This is a genomic window from Microbacterium sp. XT11 (genome assembly GCF_001513675.1).
In the GTDB taxonomy this organism is placed as follows: Bacteria; Actinomycetota; Actinomycetes; order Actinomycetales; family Microbacteriaceae; genus Microbacterium.
The window spans coordinates 3,164,978-3,187,617 of sequence record NZ_CP013859.1 but is presented as its reverse complement, the minus strand read 5'-3'; the positions used below and the strand labels follow the sequence as shown (position 1 = coordinate 3,187,617).

The window sequence follows — 22,640 nt, the reverse complement described above, 5'->3', positions numbered from 1 at the left end:
AGACGGGGGCTAGAAGCCGAAGAGGCGGCCGGGTGCCGAGCGGCGGCGCGTGACGCCCTCGGCGAGGACGCGGGACCGCGCCATGCGCGCCAGCACGAGCGCCGCCAGGGCGTCGACCTTCTTGGGGGACTCGCGCGTCTCCTTGCCGAAGCTCACTCCCCAGCGGTTGGGGCGGCGTCGGGCGTTCAGGACGTGGCGGGTGAGAATCTCGGCGGCGTTCAGGCCGCGCGAGCTTCCGGCGATGAGCTCGTGAGCTCGCCAGGGGAGCTCGTGGTCCGTGATGGAGCGGTGAAGCGCCTCAATAGCGCGCGTGGTATCCATCTGGTGGCCGCGCATGTCCCACTGGATCGCGTGCCGCGTGGTCGCCTTGACGAGGAGCCGCTCGCGGTACTCGTCGCGCCAGGCGTCGGTGTCGGTCTCCCAGTAGGCGACGTCGGAGAAGAACGCGACGACGTCGAGGTGGGCGAAGGCGAAGTCGACCGCGTCGCGGACGTCCTCCTTGGGGACGCTCCAGCCGACGCCAGCGGGGCCCTCTGGGCGCTCCCAGATGGCGAGGAGGAACGGGGCCCCGTCGTCGATGCGGACGGCCACGAGCGCCGTGGAGTCGTCGGTGAGGGAGCCGTCGAAGCCGAGGGCGACGGCGTCGCCGTTGCGCCAGGGCTCGCGGGAGCCCTCGCCGAGCTTGAGCGGCGCGATGTCGTCGCGCCGGTTGCCGTGCCACTCCGAGGGAGCGACCCAGCTATCGGCGGCGGCGACGATCTGGTTGAGGTAGAAGCGCCGGGCCTGCTCGGGCGGGAGGTCGGGGTCGTAGAACTCGCGGATGATGCGGTCGAGGTTGACCCAGTGCGAGTCGCCGTAGGCGAGCTTGAGGCCGTCTCGGACGGCGGCGCGGTCGGCGAGGTCGATGTCGTCGGGAGCCTGGCGGGAGTCGTAGAGGATGCCGTCGGCGTCAGCGCGACCCTCCAGGATGGAGAGGTACGCGAGGTATGACTTCTCGGCGACGGAGCCCATGCCGGGCTCGTGCGCGTTGGTCGTCTCGATGCTCCGGCCGTCGACCTTGCCCAGGTTGCGGCGGATGACGTCGGCGAGGTCGTGGCCTCGGTTGCCCTTGGTCCAGTGGTGCGTCTCGTCGAGGATCGCGAAGGTGTACCGGCCGCCCTCGGCGGTCGCGGCGGAGGCCGTGACGGAGACGAGCTTGCCGCCCGAGGGCGTGAGAATGCGCGTCATGCCGACGTCGAGGCCGTAGCCGTCGAGGAGCGCCGGAGAGGAGGCCATCGCGCGGATGGCGTCCGTCGTGTTCTTCGTCTGCGTCTCGGAGACGCCAGCGATGACAACCCAGGGCATCGGGTGGGGCGCGGCCTCGGGCCAGCCGTACTCGTCGACGCCGACGGGGACGACGGGCCCGCAGAGCTCCGCGAGAGCGATGGCCCCGAGGAAGGGCGACTTGCCCCAGCCCTTCGCGCGCCGGAGCACGCCGCGACGGCAGGAGAAGCGCCAGGAGGTGACGTTGCCGAAGCTGTCTCGCGTCGCGGGTTCGACGGCGTAGAAGTGGTGAATGAAGTTGCGCTGTTCGGCGGTGAGGACGATGAGCTCGTCGACGCCGTCGGGGCGGTAGAGGGTCGACTCGATCCAGCCGCACACGGCGTAGCCGAGGGTCGGACGGTCGGACGGGAACGGGGGGAGGAGCGCGGAGGCGTCCACTGGAGAGCCTCCTCTCGCGGGGGCTTAGAAGGGGGCGGCGGCGCGGATCGGGGTGACGTTGCCCGGCGGTCGCGAGCTCCAGCGCTTGTTTGCCAGCGCCGAGGCGGCGGCGGAGGTCGTCGACCGGCCGCCGAGGCCGAGCGCCTTGAGGGCGTCGAGGGCGGCCTTGCGGTACTGGCGGACTTCGGCGATGAGCGGGTGGGCGACGGGCTGGCCCATCGAGCCCGTGACCATGCGGCCTTCGGCGTCGATGACCTTCTGCATGGCGTCGGCCTCGGAGATTAGGTCGCACGCGCCGTAGAGGGCGCTTAGGGTCGACTTTTCGAGCTCGGGGTGGGCGTCGGCGACCTCGCGAAAGGTGCGCTTGGCGGAGGCGGACCATGTCGAGCGAGCGCGGAACGTGGTGGACACGGAAGGCCTCCTTTCGGCTGTCGATCAGGGGTTTCGGGGGAAGAATCGGGGCGGGGGCGATGCTGGAGGGCGGCCGAGAGTGTGCTCTGAAAACAGAGGCCGATGCGCACTCGTTGGCAGACGCTATGCCGCCCCGGGCTAGGCGAGCTCCCCCGCCAGGTTGAAATGAAGTCGAGTCAGCGGAACGCCGGGTGTCGTTCGGGCTCGCGCTCGCGACGGGGACGAGGCTTCTTCGCCGCGTTGCCCTCGGCCGAGCTCTTCCGGGCGTGGTGCCATCGACACAATGCTTGGAGGTTGTCCTCGTCGTGATTGTTTCCGCGCTCGATGTGGTCGACCTGATTGGCCCAGGCCCCACACACGCGGCCCTGAGAGTCGCGGGCTTGGCATCGGTACGAGTCTCGGCGAAGAACGCGGATGCGCCGGGCCTGCCAGTCGTGGGGGAGTTCAGCCTTCCGGTTGCTGGTGTCCCACGGCATGAGCACCTCCTCGGTTCGCGGGTACGACAAAGCCCCTGCCCAGGGCCCGGGGGAGGTGGGGCTGGGCAGGGGCGGCTCGCCGGGAGCGGGGCTCCAGAAACCGGCGAGGGGGTGGGGGGTAGGTGAGAACAGGGGGCCGGGTGATCGCCGCGATATCGCGTCGCGTGGGCCCGGTGGCGTGGCTTCCTCGCAAGGGGTCGAACCTCGGCCTCCGCGTCCAGAGCCCGGCGTCCTGCCATTAGACGACGAGGAAAAGCCCCCGTGCCGGGCCGCGGTTCTGTAGGTGCGCGCCCGGCCGACGGGGGTATTGGCGTACTGGGGTACACCTATAGATAGCGCCTGGGTGCCCACGTTTACACGGGGCGGGAGGGCTCCTGGGCAGGGGCGGGGATCGCGTCCATGGCGGCGGCGATGTCGTCCTCGGTGAGCGGAGCCCGGCCCAGGACGCCCGCGAGCTCAGTGAGACGCTTGCCGACGGCGGTGATGCCCGCTCGGAGGTCGTGGCCCGAGAGGCGGATGTCGTCGACGATAGACGCCGCGATGAGGGCGGCGGCCTCATCGGGGCTCGCGCCGAGGTCGGCGTAGAAGGGCATCTGTCGCCAGGAGAGGAGGAGCTTGTCCACCTCGGCCGAGGCGAACGCGCCAGGCTCCGGGGCCTCCTTCGGGTCGAGGAGGGCGGTCACAGGGAGACCCTCGTGAGCTCGAACTCCGGGAAGATCGCCCCGGCGTGATGCTGGGCGGCCTCGCCCGCGTGACCGTCGACGACGATGTAGTGGTCGCGGGAGACCTTGACGCGGGTGTCATGGTCGCCGTTGATCCGGAACGCCGCTCCGACGGGCAGGTCGTCGAAGTCGTCGCGGGAGGTGCGCTTCGGGGCGGCGTGGGGCTCCAGGCGGTCGACGAGCTTACGGATGGCCTTGGGGTCGAGGTGTATCGCGCCGCGGCCGGACTTGCCGGGAGCGGAGGTGACGCGGATGGATACGCCGCCCGTGCCGCTGAGCGAGTCCTCGACGAGGAGCGCGGCCCCGCCGAGGCCGTCGACGGTGAGGTAGTTGAGGTTGAGCAAGGGCTCTTCCTTTCGTCGGTGAGTCGGACGAAGAGGAGAGCGCCGGGGACGCCGGGCCTGCCCACGAGAAAGCCCCCGGGGTGAGCCGGGGGCGTGGCGGGTTAGGCGGCGTGAAGGGCGACCATCCGCTCGGCGGTGACCTGGAGCATGGCCTCCTTGACGGCGGGCTCGGCCTCGGTATACGTGGGATGCCCGAGGACGGCATCTTCCGCGGATATGCCGAAGGCCCCCGCGCCGAGGTGGTCGGTACGGGGGCCTTGGTCACGGGAGGAGCGGAGTGGCGAGGATCGCGAGGACGACGACGGCCAGGAAGCCGAGGAGCCCGGCGAGGTCGAGGGCGTCGTCGCTGTATCGGCGGGCGGTCATGCGGCCCACTCGTCGAGCTTGGCGACGATGTCCTCCTGCGGAACCGGGGCGAGGCCCCAGGCGTCGACGCCGACGTGGATGCCGATGGAGGGCGGTCTCGGGCTCCCGAGTTGGCCGACGTCGACGTGGTAGCGCTCGGGCTGGTGAGTGTGCCCGTGGAGGATCGGGAGGCCCATGTCGGGGAGCCGGTACTGGTCGTGACGCGAGGCCTCGGCTCCTCCTCGGTGCGGGCCTTCGCCGTACTCGGCGTAGGGGAAGTGCGAGAGGAGCACCTGATGGCCGCCGATGCGACGCCGGAGGAAGGGGGAGACCGTGTCGAAGACCTCCAGGAAGCGCGGCATCCAACGGGCGAAGGTACGGCGGTGCATCGGGTGGACCGGGTCATGGTTGCCCGAGACGAGGTGCTTCTTGCCGGGGAGGGCCTTGAGGATCGCGAGGGCCCGGGAGACGTCGGAGACGGCGACGTCGCCGAGGACATAGACCGTGTCCTCCGGCTCGACGATCTCATTCCAGGCCTCGGCGATGGTACGGTCGTGGCGCTCGACGTCCTCGCCGAAGCCTCGGAGCTCGGCCACGCGACGGTGACGGAAGTGCAGGTCGGAGGTGTAGAAGGTGCGGGGTTGGCGGCGGCTCACAGGATGCCCGCCTTCCGGAGGACGACGTCGAGGTCGCGGGCGAAGTCGAGCTCGGTACGGTCGGGCATGGGATCGACGAGCACCTCGTCCACCTCGGCGCGGATGCGCGCCAGGAGGGAGCGGACGGGAGCCGTGGCGGCCCGGAGGCCTTCGGTGACACGCTCGCCGGAGCGGCCCTCGGCGTTAGCCTTGTGCCAGGCCTCGCGGAAGGCGTCGTCGGCCCCGTTCTCGGAGGCCCAGCCGAGGCCGGGGAGGAAGGTGTCGTGTGTCTGGACGGCGGGTTCGACGGTGGCGGCGAGGCTCATGGCTGGGGCTCCTTTCGGTCGCCGAGGGGGTCGGTGTGGATGACGAGGGTAGGGATGGGCGGTCGTCCGGGGCGGGAGTGCGTCGGAGTCCTCGGGCGACGCCGAAGTCGCCGAGGGCGAAGGCCAGGGCGAGGAGGGCGGCGGTCATCGGAGAGTAAAGTCCGGGTCGTCCAGGAGGGCCCGGGCCTCGATGATGCGCGCCAGGAGAGCCCGGACGGCCAGGGCGGGCCAGACGGGAGCGCCGAGGAGCCAGCGGGCGGCCGTGCGGCTCTCGCTCTTGGATCGCTCGTCGGTGAAGCCGCGAGCGAGGCTGAGCGTCACGAGCGAGAAGCAGAGCACGATGACGAGGCCGAGGACGTAGACGGCGATGGCGGTGATGAAGAGGGCGGTCATGCGGCGATGGGCCTTTCGATGACTCGGCGGTGCTGAGGCCACGCGATGATGGCGGGCAGAGGGTCGGGGGTCGAGGATGCCGGGGGCGGCTCGACGAGGCGGTCGTCATCCTCGCGGGGCGGTCGGATATCGACAGGGATGGAGCGGAGGGTCATGCGGCTCACGCCTCCTGCGTCATGGCGGAGAGCTCCGCCTCCAGGGCGAAGAAGCGGCGCTCCGCGGAGTGGAGGGCATCGCTCGCGGCGTTGAAGCTCTCGCGGGAGGTGCGGAGAACGTTGACGGCGTGGGCCAGCTTCTTCGCGGCGAGGCCTTTGGTCTTGTAGGCGGCATCCATGGCCTCGCGGACCTGGGCGAGCTCGGCGACCACGTCGGCGGCCGTGCGCCGGGGGCGAGCGGGGATGAGGGCCGGAGAGGGGGTTGTCATCGGAGGGCTCCTTCCTTGGCGATGATCTGGCGGTGAGCGTTCATCGTGTCGCCCGCGCGGTACGCCGCGACGAAGTCGGGCCAGGTGTAAACGCGGCCGGTCGCCATGACGACGTCCTGGCCGACCTCCGCGCCGACGAGCTCGGCGATGGTCTCGTCGGTCATCGTGGCCCGCTCGGCGACGAGCTCGGCGTCGCGCTTGATGGCGAGGGCGAGGCGCTGGGCCTTGGTGTAGCGGACGGTGTTGCTCATGGCCTCCATGGTAGCCGCGTAGATCGGCCCACGCAAGCCGGTTTACGTGACTCGGGATCGCAAATGGGGCCCCGGAGTAGCTCCAGGGCCCCAGAAGCGAGGGAGGAGTTTGGCGGCGAGGGGCTAGGTGCTGAGTTCACGCCGGGCGTCGCCGTAGGTCTCCACTACCTCCGCGAGGTTCAGCGGGATCGGGCCCGTCACGGGGGCGGTCGGATCGCGCCAGAGGGGGCCGCCCGGGAAGGCGAGGAGCCTGCGGCCGATGTGGACGAAGGTGTCCGTGATGCCGTCGACGCCTCCCGAGACGTCGAGGTTGTACTCCAGGAGGTCCGCGATGGCTCGGTCGAGCCGTTGCAGGATTGGCCCCAGGATCGGAGCGGAGGGGCCAATTTCGGCGTCGCCGAAGGTGCTGTGTCGAAGGTCGTAGACGTGGTCACGGCCAGCGTCTTCGACGAGGGCGTTAGGCATGACTGGGGGCCTTCTTGGTTCGGGGGAGGGAGTCGGAGGTTGCCTTCGTCCTCGGGGTCGAGGTGGGGGGCTTCCTGGACGCGGGCTTGCGACTGCTGGTCTGGTCGGTCAGCGCGAGTGCGATGGCTTCGAGGAGCAACCCATGGCGGACGGGGGACGCATAGGGGTGCTCTCGCGCCTGCTCGATGAGAGCGGAGGCGGTGGGGGCGGACATGCCTGTCATGAGGGCTCCTTTCAGATGAGTTAGCAGGTAGGAGAGCGCCTTGAGGATGGCGCTTACCCAGAGGTGACGAAGTGACGGTATTTCCGTCACTTTCTATTCCCGCTACGAGAGAGAGCGCGCTCGAAGGCGGAATAGGAAGTGACGATTTTTCCGTCACTTCGTCACCTCTGGGGAGGTCTCCTCTGGCTTCGGCATCCACCCTAGAGCCTCCGCTCCGGCGTCCATGCCCGCGGAGACGACGACGAGGGCGAAGCCGTGGTGGTCCATGCCGACGAGCGCATATAGCGACCTCGCCGCCACGCCTCACGCGGCATCGGAGACCGTCTCCGGCATCGGCTCGCCAGCCCAGACGATACGCATTCGCTGGTGAGCGTGGAAGCGCGCGCCGGGGTACGGGGCCGCCGAGACGATGACCTTGTCGATGGCGAGCCGAAGGAGGGCTCGCGCCTCCAGCACCGGGGCGGACATGATCGCGGGGAGCGAGAGCTCCGGGTCCAGGAGCGCGCCGAGGTCGGCCTCCGGCTCGGGGAGAGCCTTGAGCTCGGCCTTGACTCGCGCCATCTGCTCGGCCAGGGCGTCGGCGATGCGGGCGTGACGCTCGGCAGAGAGCGAGCCTCGCACGTAGTGGTCGTGGTCAGCGGCGTCGAGCTTCGCCTCCAGCGTGCGGAGGCGCTCTGTGAGCTCCTCTCGCTCTCGGATCGGCGCGGGATCGTTACGGGCGAGCCAGCGCTCGGCGACTCGGTCGAGGAGCTCGTCGCCGGGCTCCAGCTTCGCCAGGTGGAAGGCCCACTCGCGCTTGACGGCGTCCTCCAGCGTCTCCAGGGTGACGCTCAGCGGGCGGGGGCAGGGGTCGCCCGTGTAGTCGCGCTTGCGGCACCGGTAGGCGTTGCCGAAGGAGTTGCACGTCCGGCCGCACGCCGCGCAGATGACCATGCCGCCGCCGAGAAGGGACTCCGGTTGCCTGACCGCGCGGAGCCCGCGGCCGTATCGCCGGAGCCGGGAGTCGAGCACCTGGAGGAGGGCCATGCGCTCGCCTTCGGTCACGATAGGCTCCTCGCCCTCTGCCATGAGCGAGACGGTCTCGCCGGTCGCCGGGTCGCGCCAGGGGTGGATATCGGCTCCCTGGTAGCCGCTCTCGCGCTGTTCGCGGTGGTCAGGGACGAGCCCGGCGAGGCAGGGGGAGCGGAGGAAGACGGACATCGACGACGAGCGCCAGTGCGAGCCCTTGCGCCGGGTCGGGATGCCGCGGTCATTCCAGTCACGGCACACCTGGAGCATTGTCTCGCCGTTGAGGAGGCGCTCGTATGCCTCGCGGACGAGCGCGGCCTCCCGGGGGTGCTGGCGGAGCTTCCGGTCATCGTCGACGATGTAACCGAACGGGCGGGAGCCGCCGAGGTACTTGCCCTCTCGGCGCTGAACCTCCTTCTTGGCGCGGACGCGGAGCGAGGTGTTCGCGGACTCGGCGCGGGCCTGCTCGGAGACCATGACGATAACCATTCGGTGGCCGGGGACTGAGGAGTCGAGGGAGTCCTTGAGGAAGTAGAGACGGCCGCCGACGGCGTCGACGTCGTCGAGGACGGTCCCGACCTGGCCCGCTCCCTGTCGGCTCAGGCGGTCCAGCTTCCAGACGGCGAGCGTGGAGACCTCGCCCGCCTTGACGGCGGCGACGGCCGCGTCGAAGTCGGGGCGCTTGACGCCGCGCTTGTATCCGGACTTGCCCGGGTCTTTCCAGACCTTGCGGACGGTGAGCCCCTCGCGCTCGGCCCACTCGCGGAGGTCGGCCTCCTGGCGCTCTAGGGAGTCCTTGCCCTCCTTGTCGATGGAGAGCCGGAGGTAGAGGTCGACGGTCTTGGTCATGCTGGGCCTTTCAGGGAACGGACGCCGAGGAGAGCGCCTGGGGCGGTCTCCCTGCCCGGTACTTGGACCTAGTCGCCGAGGAGCTGTGGCTGAACGGTCCGGAGCAGATCCACGTCGCACGCCGGGGAGTCGCCGAACGGATCGACCTCACCATCACCGATGCCATGCTCCGCGACCTCGTCGAGCGGATGCTGCAGACGACGGGGCGGCGCGTCGACATCAGCCAGCCCTTCGTCGACGCCTCGCTGCCCGACGGCTCCCGTCTGCATGTGGCGATCGCGGATGTCGTACGCGGGGGATGGGCGGTCAACATCCGCAAGTTCCTGCCGAGGTTCCGCTCGCTGGAGGCCCTGACGGCGCAGGGGTCGATGCCGGCGGACGTGGCGGCTCTGCTCGCGGGGGCCATGAGACAAGGGCAGAGTGTGATCGTGTCCGGTGCGACGCATGCCGGCAAGACCACGATGCTGGGCGCTCTCCTCGCATCATGCGCCGACACCCAGCGCATCATCACGGTCGAGGAGACGTTCGAACTGGCCGTCGAGGGCCCGGATGTCGTGTCGCTGCAAGGGCGCCAGCCGAGTCTCGAAGGCGGAGGCGAGATCACCCTGCGTCGGCTCGTGAAGGAAGCGCTGCGCATGCGTCCGGATCGGCTCGTCGTCGGTGAGGTGCGAGACGCCGAGGCGCTCGACCTCGTGCTCGCCCTCAACACGGGGGTACCGGCAGCCGCGACCGTGCACGCCAACTCGGCTCAGGAGGCTCTCGAGAAGCTGGCGCTGCTGCCGCTCCTCGCCGGACGCAACATCGACAGGGCGTTCGTCGCGCCGGCGCTCGCATCCGCCGTCGATCTCGTCGTGCATTGCGAGCGCGACGCGAGCGGCGCCCGACGGGTGCACGAAGTGATCGCACCGACCGGCGAGGTGCTCGACGGCCGCATCGTCACGCGGTCGATCTACCGGCTCGGCGCGACGCCGGCTTCGGCGCCCGCGACGAGGAGCGAGCTGCGACGGATGGAGGTTGGCGCGTGACCGTGCTGTTGGGTGCAATGCTCGCCGCCGGTGTGCTCCTGTGCTCGGCGCCGTGGCTCTGGCCGCGGCGAGAGCACGTCGAGCAGCGGCAACGGCACGGTCGGCTCGTCAGGCTCATGGGCGAGGCCGGGTTCGGCACGCTGGAGCCGCGAGTCGTCGTGTCGGCCATCGTGGCACTCGCCCTGATCGGAGCATCCGCCGCATGGCTTCTCACGGGGCTGCCCGTGTTGGCGCTGTTGGCCGGCGCTGCCGGCGCTGCCTCGCCCGTGGTCTTCCTCCGAGCCAGGCGGCTGCGCCTTCGTCGTGTGCGCCGACAGCTCTGGCCCGACGTGTGCGACCTCTTGATCGCGTCCATCCGCGTCGGCCTGTCTCTGCCGGATGCGGTGGCGGGTCTCGCCGACTCGACGCCCGTGATGCTGCGCCCCGCGTTCGTCGTGTTCGCTCGCGACCTGCGTGCGACCGGACGTTTCGAGTCGAGCCTCGACCGGCTGAAGCAAGCGCTCGCCGACCCCATCGCCGACCGGATGATCGAGACTCTGCGCATGGCTCGCCAGGTCGGAGGGACCGAGCTCACCGCAGTGCTGCGCGCGCTGTCGGCGTCGGTGCGCGCGGATGCCGCGCTCCGCGGAGAGGTCGAGGCCCGTCAGTCCTGGATCCGCGGCGCAGCCGTGCTCGGCGCGATCGCCCCGTGGGTGATCCTGGGGCTGCTCGTGATGCGTCCCGAAGGTGCAGCCGCCTACGGTACGCCAGAGGGCGTCGTCGTCATCGCCGTCGGCGCCGCGGTGTCGGTGGCGGCGTATCGCATCATGCTCCGCATCGGACGCCTTCCCGAGCCGCGGCGGTGGTTCGGGTGACCGGGGCATCGGCGGCCGCCGTCTCCGTGCTTCTCGGCGGTGCGCTCGCCGCAGGCTTGCTGGGGGTGCTCGCCGCCCTGCCGCGATGGCGCGCCGCATCGTTGACCACCAGGATCGGCCCGTACGTGCGCGACGTCGTCGCGGACGACGACCTCCCTCGCCTGTCGCTTCCGAGAGTGGGCGTGCTGCCGGCCGCGCGGAGGTCGGCGTGGAGACGGATCCTCGACCTGTTCGATCGGATGCTGGGTGGCGGAGAGTCGCTGCGGCTTCGGCTTTCGCAGGCAGGCCTCGAGGTCGAACCGACCGCGTTCCGCGGTCGCCAGCTCGCATGGACCATCGCGGGCGTCGCGGCGGGAGCGGTGCTGCTGATCGTGTTCGCGCTCGCCGGTCGGCTCAGCGCGCCGGTGACGCTGCTGCCGTTGATCGGCGGCGCCACGGCCGCGGTCACATACGACGCGCAGCTCACCGCCAGGGCGAAGGCGCGGCGCACCCGGCTGTCCGATGAACTCCCGACGACCTTGGAGTTCCTCGCCCTGTGTCTGTCTGCGGGCGAGGGCTTCCTCGACGCGCTGCGCCGCGTGGCGGCGATCGGTTCGGGCGAGCTGACCGCAGAACTGCGCCACGTCGTCGTCGCCGTGGGAACGGGATCGCCGCTGGCCGACGCGCTGGGGGAGATGGCGGGGCGGCTTCAGCTGCCAGGGCTCTCCCGGGCCGTCGACCAGGTGATCGCGGCGCTCGAGCACGGCGCACCGCTCGCCGCCGTGCTGCAGGCGCAGGCCGGCGACGCGCGCGACGACGCCAAGCGTGCGCTCATCGAGCAGGCGGGACGCAAGGAGATCCTGATGCTGCTGCCGCTGGTGTTCCTGATCCTGCCGATGAGCGTGCTCTTCGCCATCTACCCCGGCCTCTTCATCCTGCGCCTCGGCATCGGATGACCACCCATGAAAGGACGACCATGAACGAACGCCCCACTTTCCGCGACGCCGTCGATCCGACCGCACTCCTGGAAGACGAGCGCGGCGACGTCCCCGGCTGGGTGCTCGTCACGTTGATGACCGCCGGGCTGGTGGTGCTGATCTGGGCGGTCGCCGGTCCGGCGCTGAGCGACTTGTTCCAGCAGGCGATCCAGCGGGTGTCCGGACTCTGACGTGCACCCGCGCCGGGTTCCGGTCGACGATCGTGGCTCCAGCCCCATCGAGTTCGTGCTGGTCGGCACGATGCTCACTCTCCTCACCCTCGCGGTGCTCCAGCTCGCTCTCGCGGTGTACGTGCGAAACGTGGTCCATGACGCCGCCGTCGAGGGCGCGTACTACGCCGCCCGCGCGGACACGACGCTCCACGAGGGTGTCGAGCGCTGCAAGCAGGCCATCACCCGGGCTGTCGGGTCCGAGTACACAGGCGAGGTCGTCGTGGCGACGTCCGGCGCACCGGATCGCGAGGTGGTGGAGATCCGTGTCCGCACCACGCTTCCCGTCATCGGCCTCCTCGGCGTCCCGCACGCACTCGAGGTTCACGCGCACGCCCCGAGGGAGTCGTTCGGTGAGGAATGACGACGGCTCGGCGGCGCTGGAGTTCATCACGGTCGGGCTGATCCTGCTCGTACCGCTCGTGTACCTGATCGCGGCGCTCGGGGTCATCCAGGAGCAGACGCTCGGCGTGGAGGCTGCGGCACGGCATGTGGCGCGTGCGATCTCGCAATCAGCCGACTCCGCCGATGCCGTCGAGCGCGGGGACGAGGTCCTCACAGCGGTCGTCGAGGAGTACGGCCTCGACGCGGACGCCGTCGAGGTCTCGGTCACCTGCGCCCCGCGCGGCGGCCCGTGTCCTCGAGCGGGTGCCACCGTCACCGTCGCCGTCGTCACCGCGGTGTCGCTGCCGCTCATGCCGTCGGTCCTGGGTCTCGACGATCTGACCGCCGTGTCGATCGAGGCGGCCGCCGTGCAGAAGATGTCGCGCTCGTGGGGGCGATGATGCGAACCGTGCCGTGCAGGTCGCGCAACCGCGCTCGACCCGACCGCGCTCTCGAGGAGGAGGGCAGCGTTCTGCTGCTCACGCTCGGGTACGCGCTGCTCGCTCTCGCCGTCATCTTCGTGTGCGTGTGCGCCACCGACCTCTACATCACTCAGAAGCGCCTGGATGCGCTCGCCGACTCGGCGGCGCTCGCGGGCGCAGACGGCTTCACCCTCTCGGCCGGCGCGGGTGCCGGAGCGGAGCCTCGAGCGAAACTCACCGACGAGGGCGTGCTCGAGCAAGCGACGGGCCTGCTCTCCGCGCTCCCGGTGCTTCCCGCCGAGGCGCAGCTGGTGTCGGCCGGAACGCCGGACGGGCTCTCGGCGCGCGTGACGATCAGCGGGGTGTGGCGGCCGCCGCTCGTCGCCCCGTTCGTTCCCGATGGAGTGGCGCTGGAGGCGACCGGAACCAGCCGCACGGCTCTGCGCTGAGAGACGGAGCACTCGATCGGGCGCTCAGCTTCCGTCGCCGTCTCGAGCGCGCGGTACGAAGGCGGGGATCCACCGCAGGAACCCGGCGGCGCCGAGAAGGCCGACTGCTCCGATGGCGGCAGCGGCGACCGGGAGTGACGCGATCGCGATGACTCCCGAGATGAGCAGCGGTGCGACGGCGCCGCCGGCATCCGTGAGCGTCCGCCAGGATCCCAGGAACGCCGCAGGTTCCTGCTTCGGCGCGACATCCGCTCCGAGGGTCAGCAGGATGCCGCTGGAGAGCCCGTTGCCGACTCCGAGTACAGCGGCGAACATGCCGAACCAGAGCACCGACGCGGGGAGGTCATGCGTGAAGGACAGCGCCAGGAAGCCTGCGCCCATGAGAACCATGGCCGGCATGGCGGCCCACAGCCGGCCGAATCGGTCCATCACCTGCCCGCTCGCGTAGAACAGGGCGAAGTCGATCGCCCCGGACACGCCGACCACGAGAGAGATCGTCGACGCGTCCAGACCCAACGAGATGCCCCAGAGCGGCAGCAGCACCTGGCGGGCCGACCGCACGGCCGACAACGACGCAGCGGCCAACCCGAGACGACTCAGCACGAAGCGCTGCTGCCACATCGTCCGGAACACGCCGGCACGTTCCGCGGTCGGAATCGAACCCGTCACCGCCTCGCCCGTGTCTTCTGCGGGCACGGCTGCTCGTGGTGTCGACGAGGGCGGGATGGTCTTCTCGGGATCGGGGCCGAAGAGCACGAGCGCGACCATCACGACGAGGCAGCCGAGGAAGAACCAGAAGGCGGCGAGCTCCGTGCCGAAGAGCTGCAGCAGGGCTGCGGCCACGAACGGCCCGATGAAGACGCCGAAGCGGAAACTGCCGCCGAGCAACGACAATGCGCGTGCGCGGAACGCGAGGGGCACACGCGTCGTCATGAAGGCGTGGCGTGCCAAGCCGAACGCGGCGGCGCAGAAACCCAGCAGGAAGACCGAGGCCGCCAGCACGCCCGGCGAGGAGGAGAGCACTATGGCGACGCCGGCGATGATCGCCACCACTCCGGCGATGACCATCGTCAGCCGTTCTCCCACGCGGGCCACGGCCCAGCCCGCGGGGAGGTTTCCGCACAGCTGTCCGACCACCAGAGCGGATGAGATGAGCGCGGCGAGAGCGATGTCGGCGCCCATCGACGCCGCCACGACGGGGATCAGCGGGATGACCGCCCCTTCTCCGAGCGAGAACAGGATGGTTGGGAGGTACACCATCGGCCCGAACTGCCGGAGGACCGTGGACGCGCTGCTCACAGGGCCACGCTACTCCGTCGATCGGGCGCTCCTCGTCGGCGCTCGGCGAGGAGCGGAGCCGCACAGAGTAGTCTGGGAGAGCCATGCTCGAACTCGATCTCTCCGCCGACATCCAGGCCCTGCGCGTCACGTACGGTGACATCCGCGAGGTCATCGATGTCGAGACCCTCCGCTCCGACATCGCCCGCCTCAGCGAGGAGGCCGGTGCGCCCGACCTCTGGGACGACACCGAACGCGCCCAGAAGGTGACCAGCGCGCTGAGCCATCGGCAGGCGACCCTCGCCAAGATCGAGGCGATCGGCCGTCGGCTCGATGACCTGGAAGTGCTCGTCGATCTCGCGAACGAGATGGGCGACGAGGACTCCGCAGCTGAAGCGCGCGCCGAACTCGCCGCGTTGACCGAGGTGATCAACCAGCTGGAGGTGCAGACGCTGCTCGACGGCGAATACGACGATCGTGCCGCCATCATCACGATCCGTTCGGGAGCGGGCGGCGACGACGCCACCGACTTCGCCGAGATGCTCATGCGCATGTACCTGCGTTGGGCGGAGCAGCACAAGTATCCGGTGAAGGTCATGGACACCTCGTACGCCGAGGGCGCGGGCATCAAGTCGGCGACGTTCGAGATCGATGCGCCGTACGCGTTCGGCACTCTTTCCGTCGAGGCCGGCACCCACCGCCTTGCACGTATCAGCCCGTTCGGCTCCGCCGACAAGCGCCAGACGTCGTTCGCCGCGGTCGAGGTCATCCCTCTCATGGAGGAGGCCACCGAGGTCGACATCCCCGAGACCGACATCCGTGTCGACGTGTTCCGCTCTTCCGGCCCGGGCGGCCAGTCGGTGAACACCACCGACTCGGCGGTCCGCATCACGCACCTTCCGACGGGGATCGTGGTGTCGATGCAGAATGAGAAGTCGCAGATCCAGAACCGCGCGGCCGCCATGCGCGTGCTGCAGACGCGACTGCTGCTCCTGCAGAAGGAGGAGGAAGCGGCCAAGAAGAAGGAGCTCGCCGGCAATATCACCGCGAGCTGGGGCGACCAGATGCGCTCGTACTTCCTCTACGGCCAGCAGCTGGTCAAGGACCTCCGCACCGGCCACGAGTCCGGCAACCCGGCAGCCGTCTTCGACGGCGACCTCGACGGCTTCATCTCGGCAGGCATCCGGTGGCGCAAGCGCAAGGAAGAAGACTGACGCACGGCATGAACGTCGAGGGCCCCGGATCAGGTGATCCGGGGCCCTCGGCGTTCCGGCGCGGTCATCGCGACACCTCGAGCGAGCCATCGCCGGCCTGCCCAGGCGTGCTCAGCCGGCGCTGGGCTCCACCGCGATGCGCGCGACCTCCTGCATCAGCTCGTCGAGCACGATGACCGTGTACGAACTGCTCTGCGCGACGTCGAAGGAGATGAGGCCGTCGACACTCGCGCCGTCGCTGAGGTCTCCGCTGGAGATCTGCTCGTCGGCGAAGAAGTCGTACACGCCTTCCGCACCTTCGGCCGTCTCCACCGAAAGGTAGAACGGGTTGACGTGCGTCGTGCCCGAGACGTTCTTCCACGTGATGTCGACGGTGAGGTATCCGCCGTTGGTCGCGTCGGAGCCGCTGGTGCTCGTGGCCGACCAGCTCGCGGACTTCACGGTGAACTCGCTCGTGCCGTCGAGCTGCGTGACCGAGACCGGCTCACCGGCGGTGCCCTCGACCAGCTCGCCGGAGGTGAAGCCGCCGTCGGTCGTGCCATCGTCGTCGGCGCCGTCATCCGTGACCCCGGTGTCGCTCGCGGGGGGCGCGGAGGGCAGGTCGTCGAGAGCCTGACCGACGGCGAAGAGGAACACGACGGCCATCACCACGGCGACGATCATGCCGACGACCGAGAGGGCGAGACCGACGATGCCTGGCCACTTCTTGCCCTTGAGGAAGAGCGACACGATCGACACGACGAGGCCTGCGCCGAGCAGGACCCATGAGAGCACCCAGGTCACCGCGAAGAACGTGAGGATCGTGCCCACCGCCGCGAGACCCAGTCCGATGAGCCCGACCACGGAGAGGGACGCGGGCGCTGCCGGTGCGGCCGCATACGCGGCTGCGGGGTAGCCGCCTGCCGCCGGGTAGGAGGGCACACCGGGCGATCCGGCAGGGGCACCGGGATAGGCGGTGCTCGTCGGGTAACCCGTGGATGTCGTCCCCGGGTATGGCTGCGCCTGGCCCTGGTACGGCGCAGCCCCGGCATACGGAGGGATGCCCGACCCCAGCGGCGCAGCGGGCGCTGCGGCCTCGGGAGCGGCAACGGCCGCCTCCGGTGACGCAGATGTCGAGGGTGCCGAGGGCGCTGCCCAGGCGCGGGGTTCCTCGGGGGCGGCAACGGCCTCCGGCGGGACGACGGCCTCCGAGGCGGCGTCCGGGCCGGGCGAGACGGCCCAGGACGGCCCGGCGTCGGACGGCCCGGCGTCAGACGAAAGGGCATCGTTCGAGGCAGCGTCGTTCGAGACAGCGTCGTTCGAGACAGCGTCGCTCGAGACAGCGTCGTTCGAGACAGCGTCGTTCGGGGCGGCCTCGCTCACAGCGGCGTCGCTCTCCGCGAGCGCCTCGGTCCGCGCGGAGCCGGTTGCGAGGTCGGCTTCTGCGGCGGCATCCGTCGTCTGAGCGGATGCCGCGGCCGGAGCGAAGTGCTCCGTCCACTGCACGCCGTCCCACCACCGCTGACGACCGGACCCGTCGTCGTACCAGCCTGCAGGTGTCGTCATGGTGTCCCCCTGAGAAGTCGTTTGTGCGCGGCGGAGCTCGCGCGTCGGCTCTTCATGTATAGCAGCGGCAGCCGACACGCACGGCGGCAGCGGGGTGTCGCTCGCGGGCTGGGCGATCGGCGCGCTTAGGCTCGTAGCGCCATGATTCGGTTCGAGAACGTCACGAAACGCTATCGCGGGACCGCCAGGCCCGCACTGTCCGGCGTCGACTTCGAAATCCAGCGAGGAGAGTTCGTCTTCCTCGTCGGTGCGTCGGGGTCCGGCAAATCGTCGTGCCTGCGACTCATCCTGCGGGAGGACGTGCCGACCAGCGGCAGGGTCGCCGTGCTCGGCCGCGACCTCACGTCGCTCGCGAACCGCAAGGTGCCCTACTTCCGGCGCCACATCGGCTCGGTGTTCCAGGACTTCCGGCTGCTGCCGTCGAAGACGGTCTTCCAGAACGTCGCGTTCACGCTCCAGGTGACCGGGTCCTCTCGAGGCTTCATCCAGCAGGCCGTGCCGGAGGCGCTCGCGCTCGTGGGGCTCGACGGCAAGCAGAAGCGGATGCCGCACGAGCTCTCGGGCGGCGAGCAGCAGCGTGTCGCGATCGCCCGCGCCCTGGTCAACCGCCCGCAGGTGCTGCTCGCGGACGAGCCGACCGGAAACCTCGACCCTGCGACATCCGTCGGCATCATGCAGCTGCTGGCGCGCATCAACGCCGGCGGGACGACGGTCGTGATGGCGACCCACGAGGCCGGGTTCGTCGACGCGATGCAGCGCCGCGTGATCGAGCTGCGTGACGGCGAGATGGTGCGCGACGAGGTGCACGGCGGATACGGCGACACCTCGAACATCCCGCGTCTCGTGCCGGAGGAGGTGCGCGGGGCCGCGGCGGTCGCCGCGCTCACCGCCGTGCAAGAGGTGCAGCGGCAGACCGCCGACCTGTCGGTCGTGCGAGCCGCTCTCGCCGAGGAGAGGCGGGAGCAGCAGCGAGTCGACGCTCCCGCAGCGGATGCCGTGCCCCCGGCCTCCGACGTGCCCGAGGCTCAGGCAGCGCCGATCGAGCCGCAGACCGCGGCAGAGGCCGCGGCCCCTGCCGCACCGGTCGCAACCGGCCCGCGCACCCATCCGATCGTCCTGCCGCAGGTCGACGTGGCCGAGCTCGGCGTCGCCGACCGTCTCGGTTTGACAGACGACGGCACGGAGGAAGTGGGGCCGACGTCATGAGAGTCGGCCTCATCCTCGCGGAAGCACTCGGCGGCCTTCGCCGCAACATCTCCATGGTGATCTCGGTCGTCCTGGTCACTTTCGTCTCGCTCACCTTCGTGGGCGCGGCCATCCTCATGCAGGCGCAGATCGGCACCATGCGCGGGTACTGGGCGGAGCGCGCCCAGGTCGCGGTGTACATGTGCTCGTCGATCTCGGAGTCGCCGACCTGCGTCGACGGCGGCGCCACCGAAGAACAGGTGCAGGCCGTCAGGGATCAGCTCGCAGGGGAGGCGCTCGCCCCGTTCATCAGCGACGTGACCTTCGACAGCAAGGCCGACACGTACGCCAAGCTCGTCGCGCAGCTCGGCGAGGACCAGGCGAGCGTGCTCACCGAGGACCAGGCGTTCGAAGTGTTCTTCGTGACCATGAAGGACCCGGGGCAGTCGAAGGTGATCGCCGAGGCCTTCAGCGGCGTGGGCGGGGTGGAGCAGGTCAAGGACCAGCTCCAGTATCTCGAGCCGCTGTTCTCGGCGCTCACGGTCGCCACCTACATCGCCGTCGGCATCGCCGTGCTCATGCTCATCGCCGCCATCCTGCTCATCGGCACGACCATCCGGCTGTCGGCGTACGCGCGGCGCAAGGAGATCGGCATCATGCGCCTCGTCGGTGCGTCGAACCGCTTCATCCAGACGCCGTTCGTGCTCGAGGGCGTCTTCGCCGCCTTCCTCGGGTCGGTCTTCGCCAGCGCGGCCATCGTCGCCGGTGTGCACTTCGGCGTGAACGGCTACCTCCGCGGCCGCGTCCCGTTCATCACCACCTGGATCACGATGAGCGACGCGGCGTACGTGGTGCCCGTGCTCATCGGCATCGGCGTGATCCTCGCCGCCCTGTCGGCCGGCTTCGCCATCCGTCGCTGGCTCCGGACGTGAGATCTGTCCCGCACCTGATAGGCTGACAGGCTGCCCGACCGCACACCGCGCCGGGCTCGTCCACGACACAGGAGTGCATCATGCCCAGGGAACGCGGGGAGAAGGTCATCGCGACCAATCGTCGCGCGCGTCACGACTACACCATCGAGAAGTCGTACGAGGCGGGGATGGTGCTCACGGGCACCGAGGTCAAGTCCCTTCGGCAGGGCCGCGCCAACCTCAGCGACGGCTACGCGTACGTAAAGGGCGGCGAGGTGTTCCTCGACGCCGTGCACATCCCCGAGTACTCCCAAGGGCACTGGACGAACCACTCAGCCAAGCGCATCCGCAAGCTACTCCTGCACCGCGAGGAGATCGCGAAGCTGCAGCACGCGGTGTCCGCAGGCGGGTACACGCTCATCCCGTTGAAGCTCTACTTCTCCGATGGGCGCGCCAAAGTCGAGATCGCGCTCGCCAAGGGAAAGCGCGAGTACGACAAGCGCCAGGCGCTGCGTGAGCGTCAGGACTCGCGCGAAGCCGAGCGCGCCATGCGCCTGCGCAACCGACTGGGGGAGTGAGTCTGCGCGGGGCCGGAAGAGCCGGGCCGGGCGGGCTCAGAGTCCGAATGTACGACGGAGGAACGCCAGCTCGCGTTCGAGCGCGTCGATGATGGTCTCCCGCGAGCGGAAGCCGTGCCCCTCAGCGGGATAGACGACGTACTCGTGGTCGACGCCGTGTGCGCGCAGTGCGTCGCGGATCGCCTCCGACTGCGACGGCGGGACGACGGGGTCGTCTGCTCCCTGGAGCAGCAGCACGGGCACGTCGATGCGTGCGGCATGCGTCAAAGGGGAGCGTTCGTCGTACAGGGCCGCCGACTCGGGCAACGGACCAACCAGGCCTTCGATGTAGTGCGCCTCGAAATCGGGGGAATGCTCGATCAGACTGCGGAGGTCGGTGACGCCGTACCGGCTGATCCCCGCGGAGAACACTCCGCCCTGCACGAGCGCCGACAACACCGTCCAGCCCCCGGCCGAGCTCCCGCGGATCGCGAGCCTCCGCGGGTCGGCCAGCCCCTCGGCGACGAGACCGCGCGCTGCGGCGAGCACGTCCTCCACGTCGGCGACGCCCCACATGCCGCGCAGGCGTTCTCGATAGGCACGGCCGTAGCCCGTCGATCCGCCGTAGTTCACGTCGAGCACGCCGATGCCACGGCTCGTGTAGTACGCGATGGCCGCGGATGCGGCGCCGGTCACGTGGGCGGTCGGGCCCCCGTGCACGAAGACCACATACGGCGGACGCTCGCCCTCCGGAGCGGTCGCATGCGGGTTCGCTGGCGCATACGCGAAGGCGTGCACGGGGCCGCGAGGTCCGTCGACGACCAGCGCGCGGGCCGGCGGCATCCAGTCGGGATCGCACGGGGCGCCGCCGGCGATCGCGGTCGCCTCCCCGCTGTCGACGTCGACGACCCATACGCCGGGGGCGACCGTGCTGCCGCTGCCGCTCAGCAGCACGCGCGAGCCTGAGACGTCGTCAACGCTCACGTGCCCGTCGCAGGGGACGTCGAGCGACCGCACCTCGCCGTCGGGGGAGATCACGACAACCTCGTCGCGACCGTCGGTGCGCACAGCGACGATGCGGCCGTCGGCGAGAGGCTGGTACCAGCGGTTGCCCAGCACCCAGAGACCGTAGCCCGTGTCGGCGTCGGCCGGGGCGAGCGGGCGCGGGGCGCCCCACTCGCCCGGTCCGGTCGGACGCACGGCGTGGAGGCCCCAGCGGCCCGACGGGTCGTCGGCGTAGAGCAGCGCTCCACCGAGCCACTCCGGCTGCAGCGCGGCGCGGGTGGGGAGAGCCGTCTCTCGGCCCTCGGCGGAGCGCACGTGCAGCGCGGCGGAGTCCCAGGGCATGCTCTCGCCGCTCCACTGCACCCAGGCGACTGCGCCGTCGGAAGCGGCCGCCGGGTGCGCGAAGAAGCCGGCTCCCTCGGCGATCACCGCGATGCGCCCTACGTCGTCCGCGGCGCTGCCGTCGACCGGGATCTCCACGATCGCCCTGAGGTGCGGTGCGACGGTGAGGTCCTCGCGTACGGCGAACAGGCGCCCGTGCTGCAGCCGGAGTCCGCCGTGCGCGGGCCCCGCCGGAGTCAGCGGGACGGGGGCGCGCCCCGGGTCCTTCCGGTACACCCGCTGGTCTGCCGCGTGTACGAGGAACAGCACGCCGTCGTCGGATGCCGTCCACGCGCCGCCCCCGTACTCGTGGACGCGTGACCGCGCGCTCCAGGGCGCGTCGAGCACGCTCCCTCCGCCGGAGCGGCGCACGGTCATGCGCCCGCCCTCCTCGGGGAGAGACTCTCCCCACCAGATCTCGTCGCCGACGAAGCGCGCGCCGTCGATGCGCGGAGACGCGGCGGCCACCGCTGCCGCGGTGAAGGGAGAGGGCCAGGATCCGTATGGCGTCGACATGATGACTCGAGCCTATTCGCCCGGATCCGACACACGGCGTCACACAGGATGCGCCGGGAGGCCGGGTGGCATACGTTTCTGGAAACGCCCGGTGCATCCGGGAGTGGAGCGACAGCCGAGCCCGGCACCCGCCCGTGACACGACGCGCTGCGTCGTGCGCGGTTCCAGGCCCGAATCTGTCCCAGGAGAAGACGATGTCCCTCGAGACGCCGACCACGCGCGTGCCGTTCTCCTTCGAGCTCTATCCGCCCCGCTCGGCCTCGAGCGAGGGTGCGCTGCACGAGACCGTGCGCCGCCTCGCCGCAGCAGGTCCCGACTTCATCTCGGTCACCTACGGTGCGGGAGGGTCGACGGGCGGGCGGTCGCTGGAGGTGCTGCGGTTCATCCGCGAGCACACGGATGTCGAGCCGCTGGCCCACATCACCTGCGTGGGCAACACCTACGCGGGAGCCGCGGCCCTGATCCGTGAGTTCCTGGACGCCGGCATCCTCAGCTTCCTCGCGCTGCGCGGCGCCCCGCCGGCCGGCCAGGAGGAGCCGTTCCTCGGCGATCTCGAAAGCGCCGCGCAACTCGTGCAGCTCATCGATCGCGTCCAGGCCGAGCGCGCCCCTTACGAGGAGACGCCGGTGCCGGGTCTGCCGGGTGCCGCGCGCGTGGCCCCGCGGCGACGGGCGAGCATCGCGGTGGCGGCGTTCCCGAACGGTCATCCGCGCTCCGCCCACCGGTGGCAGGACGTCGACGCGCTCCTGGCGAAGCAGGCGGCGGGAGCGACGTCGGCCATCACGCAGCTCTTCTTCCACGCCGACGACTACCTCGCTTTCGTCGAGCGGGCCCGCTCCGCGGGCGTGACGATCCCGATCCTCCCCGGCATCATGCCCATCGTCTCGCCCGTGCGGCTGGCGCGAGTGCTCGAGCTGACCGGCGAGGAGCTGCCGGGGGAGCTCGCCATCGCCCTCGATGTCGAACCCACTCCGGAAGGGCGCAGGGAGATCGGCATCCAGTGGGCGGCGCGCCTCGCGCGCGAGGTGCTCGCCGGAGGCGCTCCGGGAGTGCACCTGTACGCCTTCAACCAGCACGACACGGTGCTCACGGTGCTCGAGGAAGCCGGCGTGCTTCCCGTGCCGAGCTCGCACTGATCCGTCCCCCGACCATCTA

At 70.4% G+C, this 22,640-nt stretch carries 26 protein-coding genes and 1 tRNA gene; 12 read left to right on the top strand and 15 right to left on the bottom strand.

Annotated features, from left to right (window positions below; all coding sequences use genetic code 11):
• Positions 1–9 precede the first annotated feature (9 nt).
• From AB663_RS15215 to AB663_RS15155, 12 genes are all read right to left on the bottom strand, one after another.
• Positions 10–1,701, bottom strand: a complete 1,692-nt coding sequence (locus tag AB663_RS15215) for a hypothetical protein (RefSeq protein WP_067201070.1) — start codon at positions 1,699–1,701, stop codon at positions 10–12.
• Positions 1,702–1,725: 24 nt separating this feature from the next.
• Positions 1,726–2,112, bottom strand: a complete 387-nt coding sequence (locus tag AB663_RS15210; RefSeq protein ID WP_067201067.1) for a P27 family phage terminase small subunit — start codon at positions 2,110–2,112, stop codon at positions 1,726–1,728.
• A 655-nt stretch (positions 2,113–2,767) separates the two neighbouring features.
• Positions 2,768–2,841: transfer RNA gene (locus AB663_RS15205), tRNA-Gln, on the bottom strand.
• Positions 2,842–2,941: 100 nt separating this feature from the next.
• On the bottom strand, positions 2,942–3,271 hold the full coding sequence (locus tag AB663_RS15200) for a hypothetical protein (protein ID WP_067201065.1): 330 nt from the start codon (positions 3,269–3,271) through the stop codon (positions 2,942–2,944).
• On the bottom strand, positions 3,268–3,654 hold the full coding sequence (locus tag AB663_RS15195) for a hypothetical protein (RefSeq protein ID WP_067201059.1): 387 nt from the start codon (positions 3,652–3,654) through the stop codon (positions 3,268–3,270). Before AB663_RS15195 ends, AB663_RS15200 begins: the two co-directional genes overlap by 4 nt.
• Before the next feature lie 362 nt (positions 3,655–4,016).
• On the bottom strand, positions 4,017–4,655 hold the full coding sequence (locus AB663_RS15190; RefSeq protein ID WP_067201056.1) for a metallophosphoesterase family protein: 639 nt from the start codon (positions 4,653–4,655) through the stop codon (positions 4,017–4,019).
• Positions 4,652–4,960: a hypothetical protein gene (locus AB663_RS15185; protein ID WP_067201052.1), complete on the bottom strand. Its 309-nt coding sequence runs from the start codon at positions 4,958–4,960 to the stop codon at positions 4,652–4,654. The genes AB663_RS15190 and AB663_RS15185 overlap by 4 nt, the downstream gene beginning before the upstream one ends.
• Before the next feature lie 144 nt (positions 4,961–5,104).
• Positions 5,105–5,353 (bottom strand): hypothetical protein, encoded by a 249-nt coding sequence (locus tag AB663_RS15180; RefSeq protein WP_067201049.1) that lies wholly within the window; start codon positions 5,351–5,353, stop codon positions 5,105–5,107.
• 160 nt (positions 5,354–5,513) lie between these two features.
• The gene (locus AB663_RS15175) at positions 5,514–5,777 is read right to left on the bottom strand and encodes a hypothetical protein (RefSeq protein ID WP_067201047.1); all 264 of its coding nucleotides are present in this window, start codon (positions 5,775–5,777) and stop codon (positions 5,514–5,516) included.
• A complete protein-coding gene (locus AB663_RS15170; RefSeq protein ID WP_067201044.1) occupies positions 5,774–6,028 on the bottom strand; it encodes a hypothetical protein in 255 nt (84 codons plus the stop codon). Before AB663_RS15170 ends, AB663_RS15175 begins: the two co-directional genes overlap by 4 nt.
• A 123-nt stretch (positions 6,029–6,151) precedes the next feature.
• Complete coding sequence (locus AB663_RS15165) at positions 6,152–6,493, bottom strand: hypothetical protein (RefSeq protein WP_067201041.1); 342 nt, start codon at positions 6,491–6,493, stop codon at positions 6,152–6,154.
• 526 nt (positions 6,494–7,019) lie between these two features.
• Positions 7,020–8,573: a recombinase family protein gene (locus AB663_RS15155; protein ID WP_067201036.1), complete on the bottom strand. Its 1,554-nt coding sequence runs from the start codon at positions 8,571–8,573 to the stop codon at positions 7,020–7,022.
• Between the two features lie 62 nt (positions 8,574–8,635).
• Here AB663_RS15155 and AB663_RS15150 point away from each other — a divergent pair, with 62 nt between their 5' ends.
• From AB663_RS15150 to AB663_RS15120, 7 genes are read left to right on the top strand one after another with little or no spacing between them, the layout of a single operon-like run.
• Positions 8,636–9,598: a CpaF family protein gene (locus tag AB663_RS15150; RefSeq protein ID WP_083511271.1), complete on the top strand. Its 963-nt coding sequence runs from the start codon at positions 8,636–8,638 to the stop codon at positions 9,596–9,598.
• Positions 9,595–10,452 (top strand): type II secretion system F family protein, encoded by an 858-nt coding sequence (locus AB663_RS15145; protein WP_067201031.1) that lies wholly within the window; start codon positions 9,595–9,597, stop codon positions 10,450–10,452. The genes AB663_RS15150 and AB663_RS15145 overlap by 4 nt, the downstream gene beginning before the upstream one ends.
• Entirely contained in the window at positions 10,449–11,387 is a 939-nt protein-coding gene (locus AB663_RS15140) for a type II secretion system F family protein (protein WP_067201028.1), read from the top strand. Before AB663_RS15145 ends, AB663_RS15140 begins: the two co-directional genes overlap by 4 nt.
• Positions 11,388–11,407: 20 nt before the next feature.
• On the top strand, positions 11,408–11,599 hold the full coding sequence (locus AB663_RS15135; protein ID WP_067201025.1) for a hypothetical protein: 192 nt from the start codon (positions 11,408–11,410) through the stop codon (positions 11,597–11,599).
• Position 11,600: 1 nt separating this feature from the next.
• Positions 11,601–12,002 carry a TadE/TadG family type IV pilus assembly protein gene (locus tag AB663_RS15130; protein WP_067201017.1) on the top strand — a complete coding sequence of 134 codons (402 nt, stop codon included), beginning with the start codon at positions 11,601–11,603 and terminating at the stop codon, positions 12,000–12,002.
• Positions 11,992–12,423: a TadE family protein gene (locus AB663_RS15125; protein ID WP_067201013.1), complete on the top strand. Its 432-nt coding sequence runs from the start codon at positions 11,992–11,994 to the stop codon at positions 12,421–12,423. The genes AB663_RS15130 and AB663_RS15125 overlap by 11 nt, the downstream gene beginning before the upstream one ends.
• Before the next feature lie 8 nt (positions 12,424–12,431).
• Complete coding sequence (locus AB663_RS15120; protein ID WP_232304570.1) at positions 12,432–12,893, top strand: pilus assembly protein TadG-related protein; 462 nt, start codon at positions 12,432–12,434, stop codon at positions 12,891–12,893.
• Positions 12,894–12,917: 24 nt separating this feature from the next.
• Here the strand turns inward: AB663_RS15120 and AB663_RS15115 are convergent, their stop codons facing one another.
• Positions 12,918–14,153 (bottom strand): MFS transporter, encoded by a 1,236-nt coding sequence (locus AB663_RS15115; RefSeq protein WP_067202849.1) that lies wholly within the window; start codon positions 14,151–14,153, stop codon positions 12,918–12,920.
• Between the two features lie 122 nt (positions 14,154–14,275).
• Here AB663_RS15115 and prfB point away from each other — a divergent pair, with 122 nt between their 5' ends.
• The gene (gene prfB / locus AB663_RS15110) at positions 14,276–15,385 is read left to right on the top strand and encodes a peptide chain release factor 2 (RefSeq protein WP_067201010.1); all 1,110 of its coding nucleotides are present in this window, start codon (positions 14,276–14,278) and stop codon (positions 15,383–15,385) included.
• A 111-nt stretch (positions 15,386–15,496) separates the two neighbouring features.
• On the opposite strand, the gene AB663_RS15105 is transcribed toward prfB, so the two are convergent.
• Positions 15,497–16,930, bottom strand: a complete 1,434-nt coding sequence (locus AB663_RS15105; protein ID WP_067201006.1) for a DUF2510 domain-containing protein — start codon at positions 16,928–16,930, stop codon at positions 15,497–15,499.
• Positions 16,931–17,071: 141 nt separating this feature from the next.
• On the opposite strand from AB663_RS15105, the gene ftsE reads away from it, so the two are divergent.
• The 3 genes from ftsE to smpB all read left to right on the top strand — a co-directional run bounded on the left by ftsE (position 17,072) and on the right by smpB (position 19,604).
• Positions 17,072–18,136: a cell division ATP-binding protein FtsE gene (ftsE, locus tag AB663_RS15100; RefSeq protein WP_067201003.1), complete on the top strand. Its 1,065-nt coding sequence runs from the start codon at positions 17,072–17,074 to the stop codon at positions 18,134–18,136.
• A complete protein-coding gene (gene ftsX, locus AB663_RS15095; RefSeq protein WP_067200999.1) occupies positions 18,133–19,047 on the top strand; it encodes a permease-like cell division protein FtsX in 915 nt (304 codons plus the stop codon). The genes ftsE and ftsX overlap by 4 nt, the downstream gene beginning before the upstream one ends.
• A gap of 80 nt (positions 19,048–19,127) precedes the next feature.
• Positions 19,128–19,604: an SsrA-binding protein SmpB gene (gene smpB / locus AB663_RS15090; protein WP_067200996.1), complete on the top strand. Its 477-nt coding sequence runs from the start codon at positions 19,128–19,130 to the stop codon at positions 19,602–19,604.
• A 36-nt stretch (positions 19,605–19,640) separates the two neighbouring features.
• Here smpB and AB663_RS15085 read toward each other — a convergent pair whose 3' ends face one another.
• Positions 19,641–21,485, bottom strand: coding sequence for a S9 family peptidase (locus AB663_RS15085; RefSeq protein ID WP_067200994.1), 1,845 nt, complete (start codon positions 21,483–21,485; stop codon positions 19,641–19,643).
• 194 nt (positions 21,486–21,679) lie between these two features.
• Between AB663_RS15085 and AB663_RS15080 the strand changes: the two genes are divergently transcribed.
• Positions 21,680–22,621, top strand: a complete 942-nt coding sequence (locus tag AB663_RS15080) for a methylenetetrahydrofolate reductase (protein ID WP_067200992.1) — start codon at positions 21,680–21,682, stop codon at positions 22,619–22,621.
• The last annotated feature ends 19 nt before the right edge of the window (positions 22,622–22,640 follow it).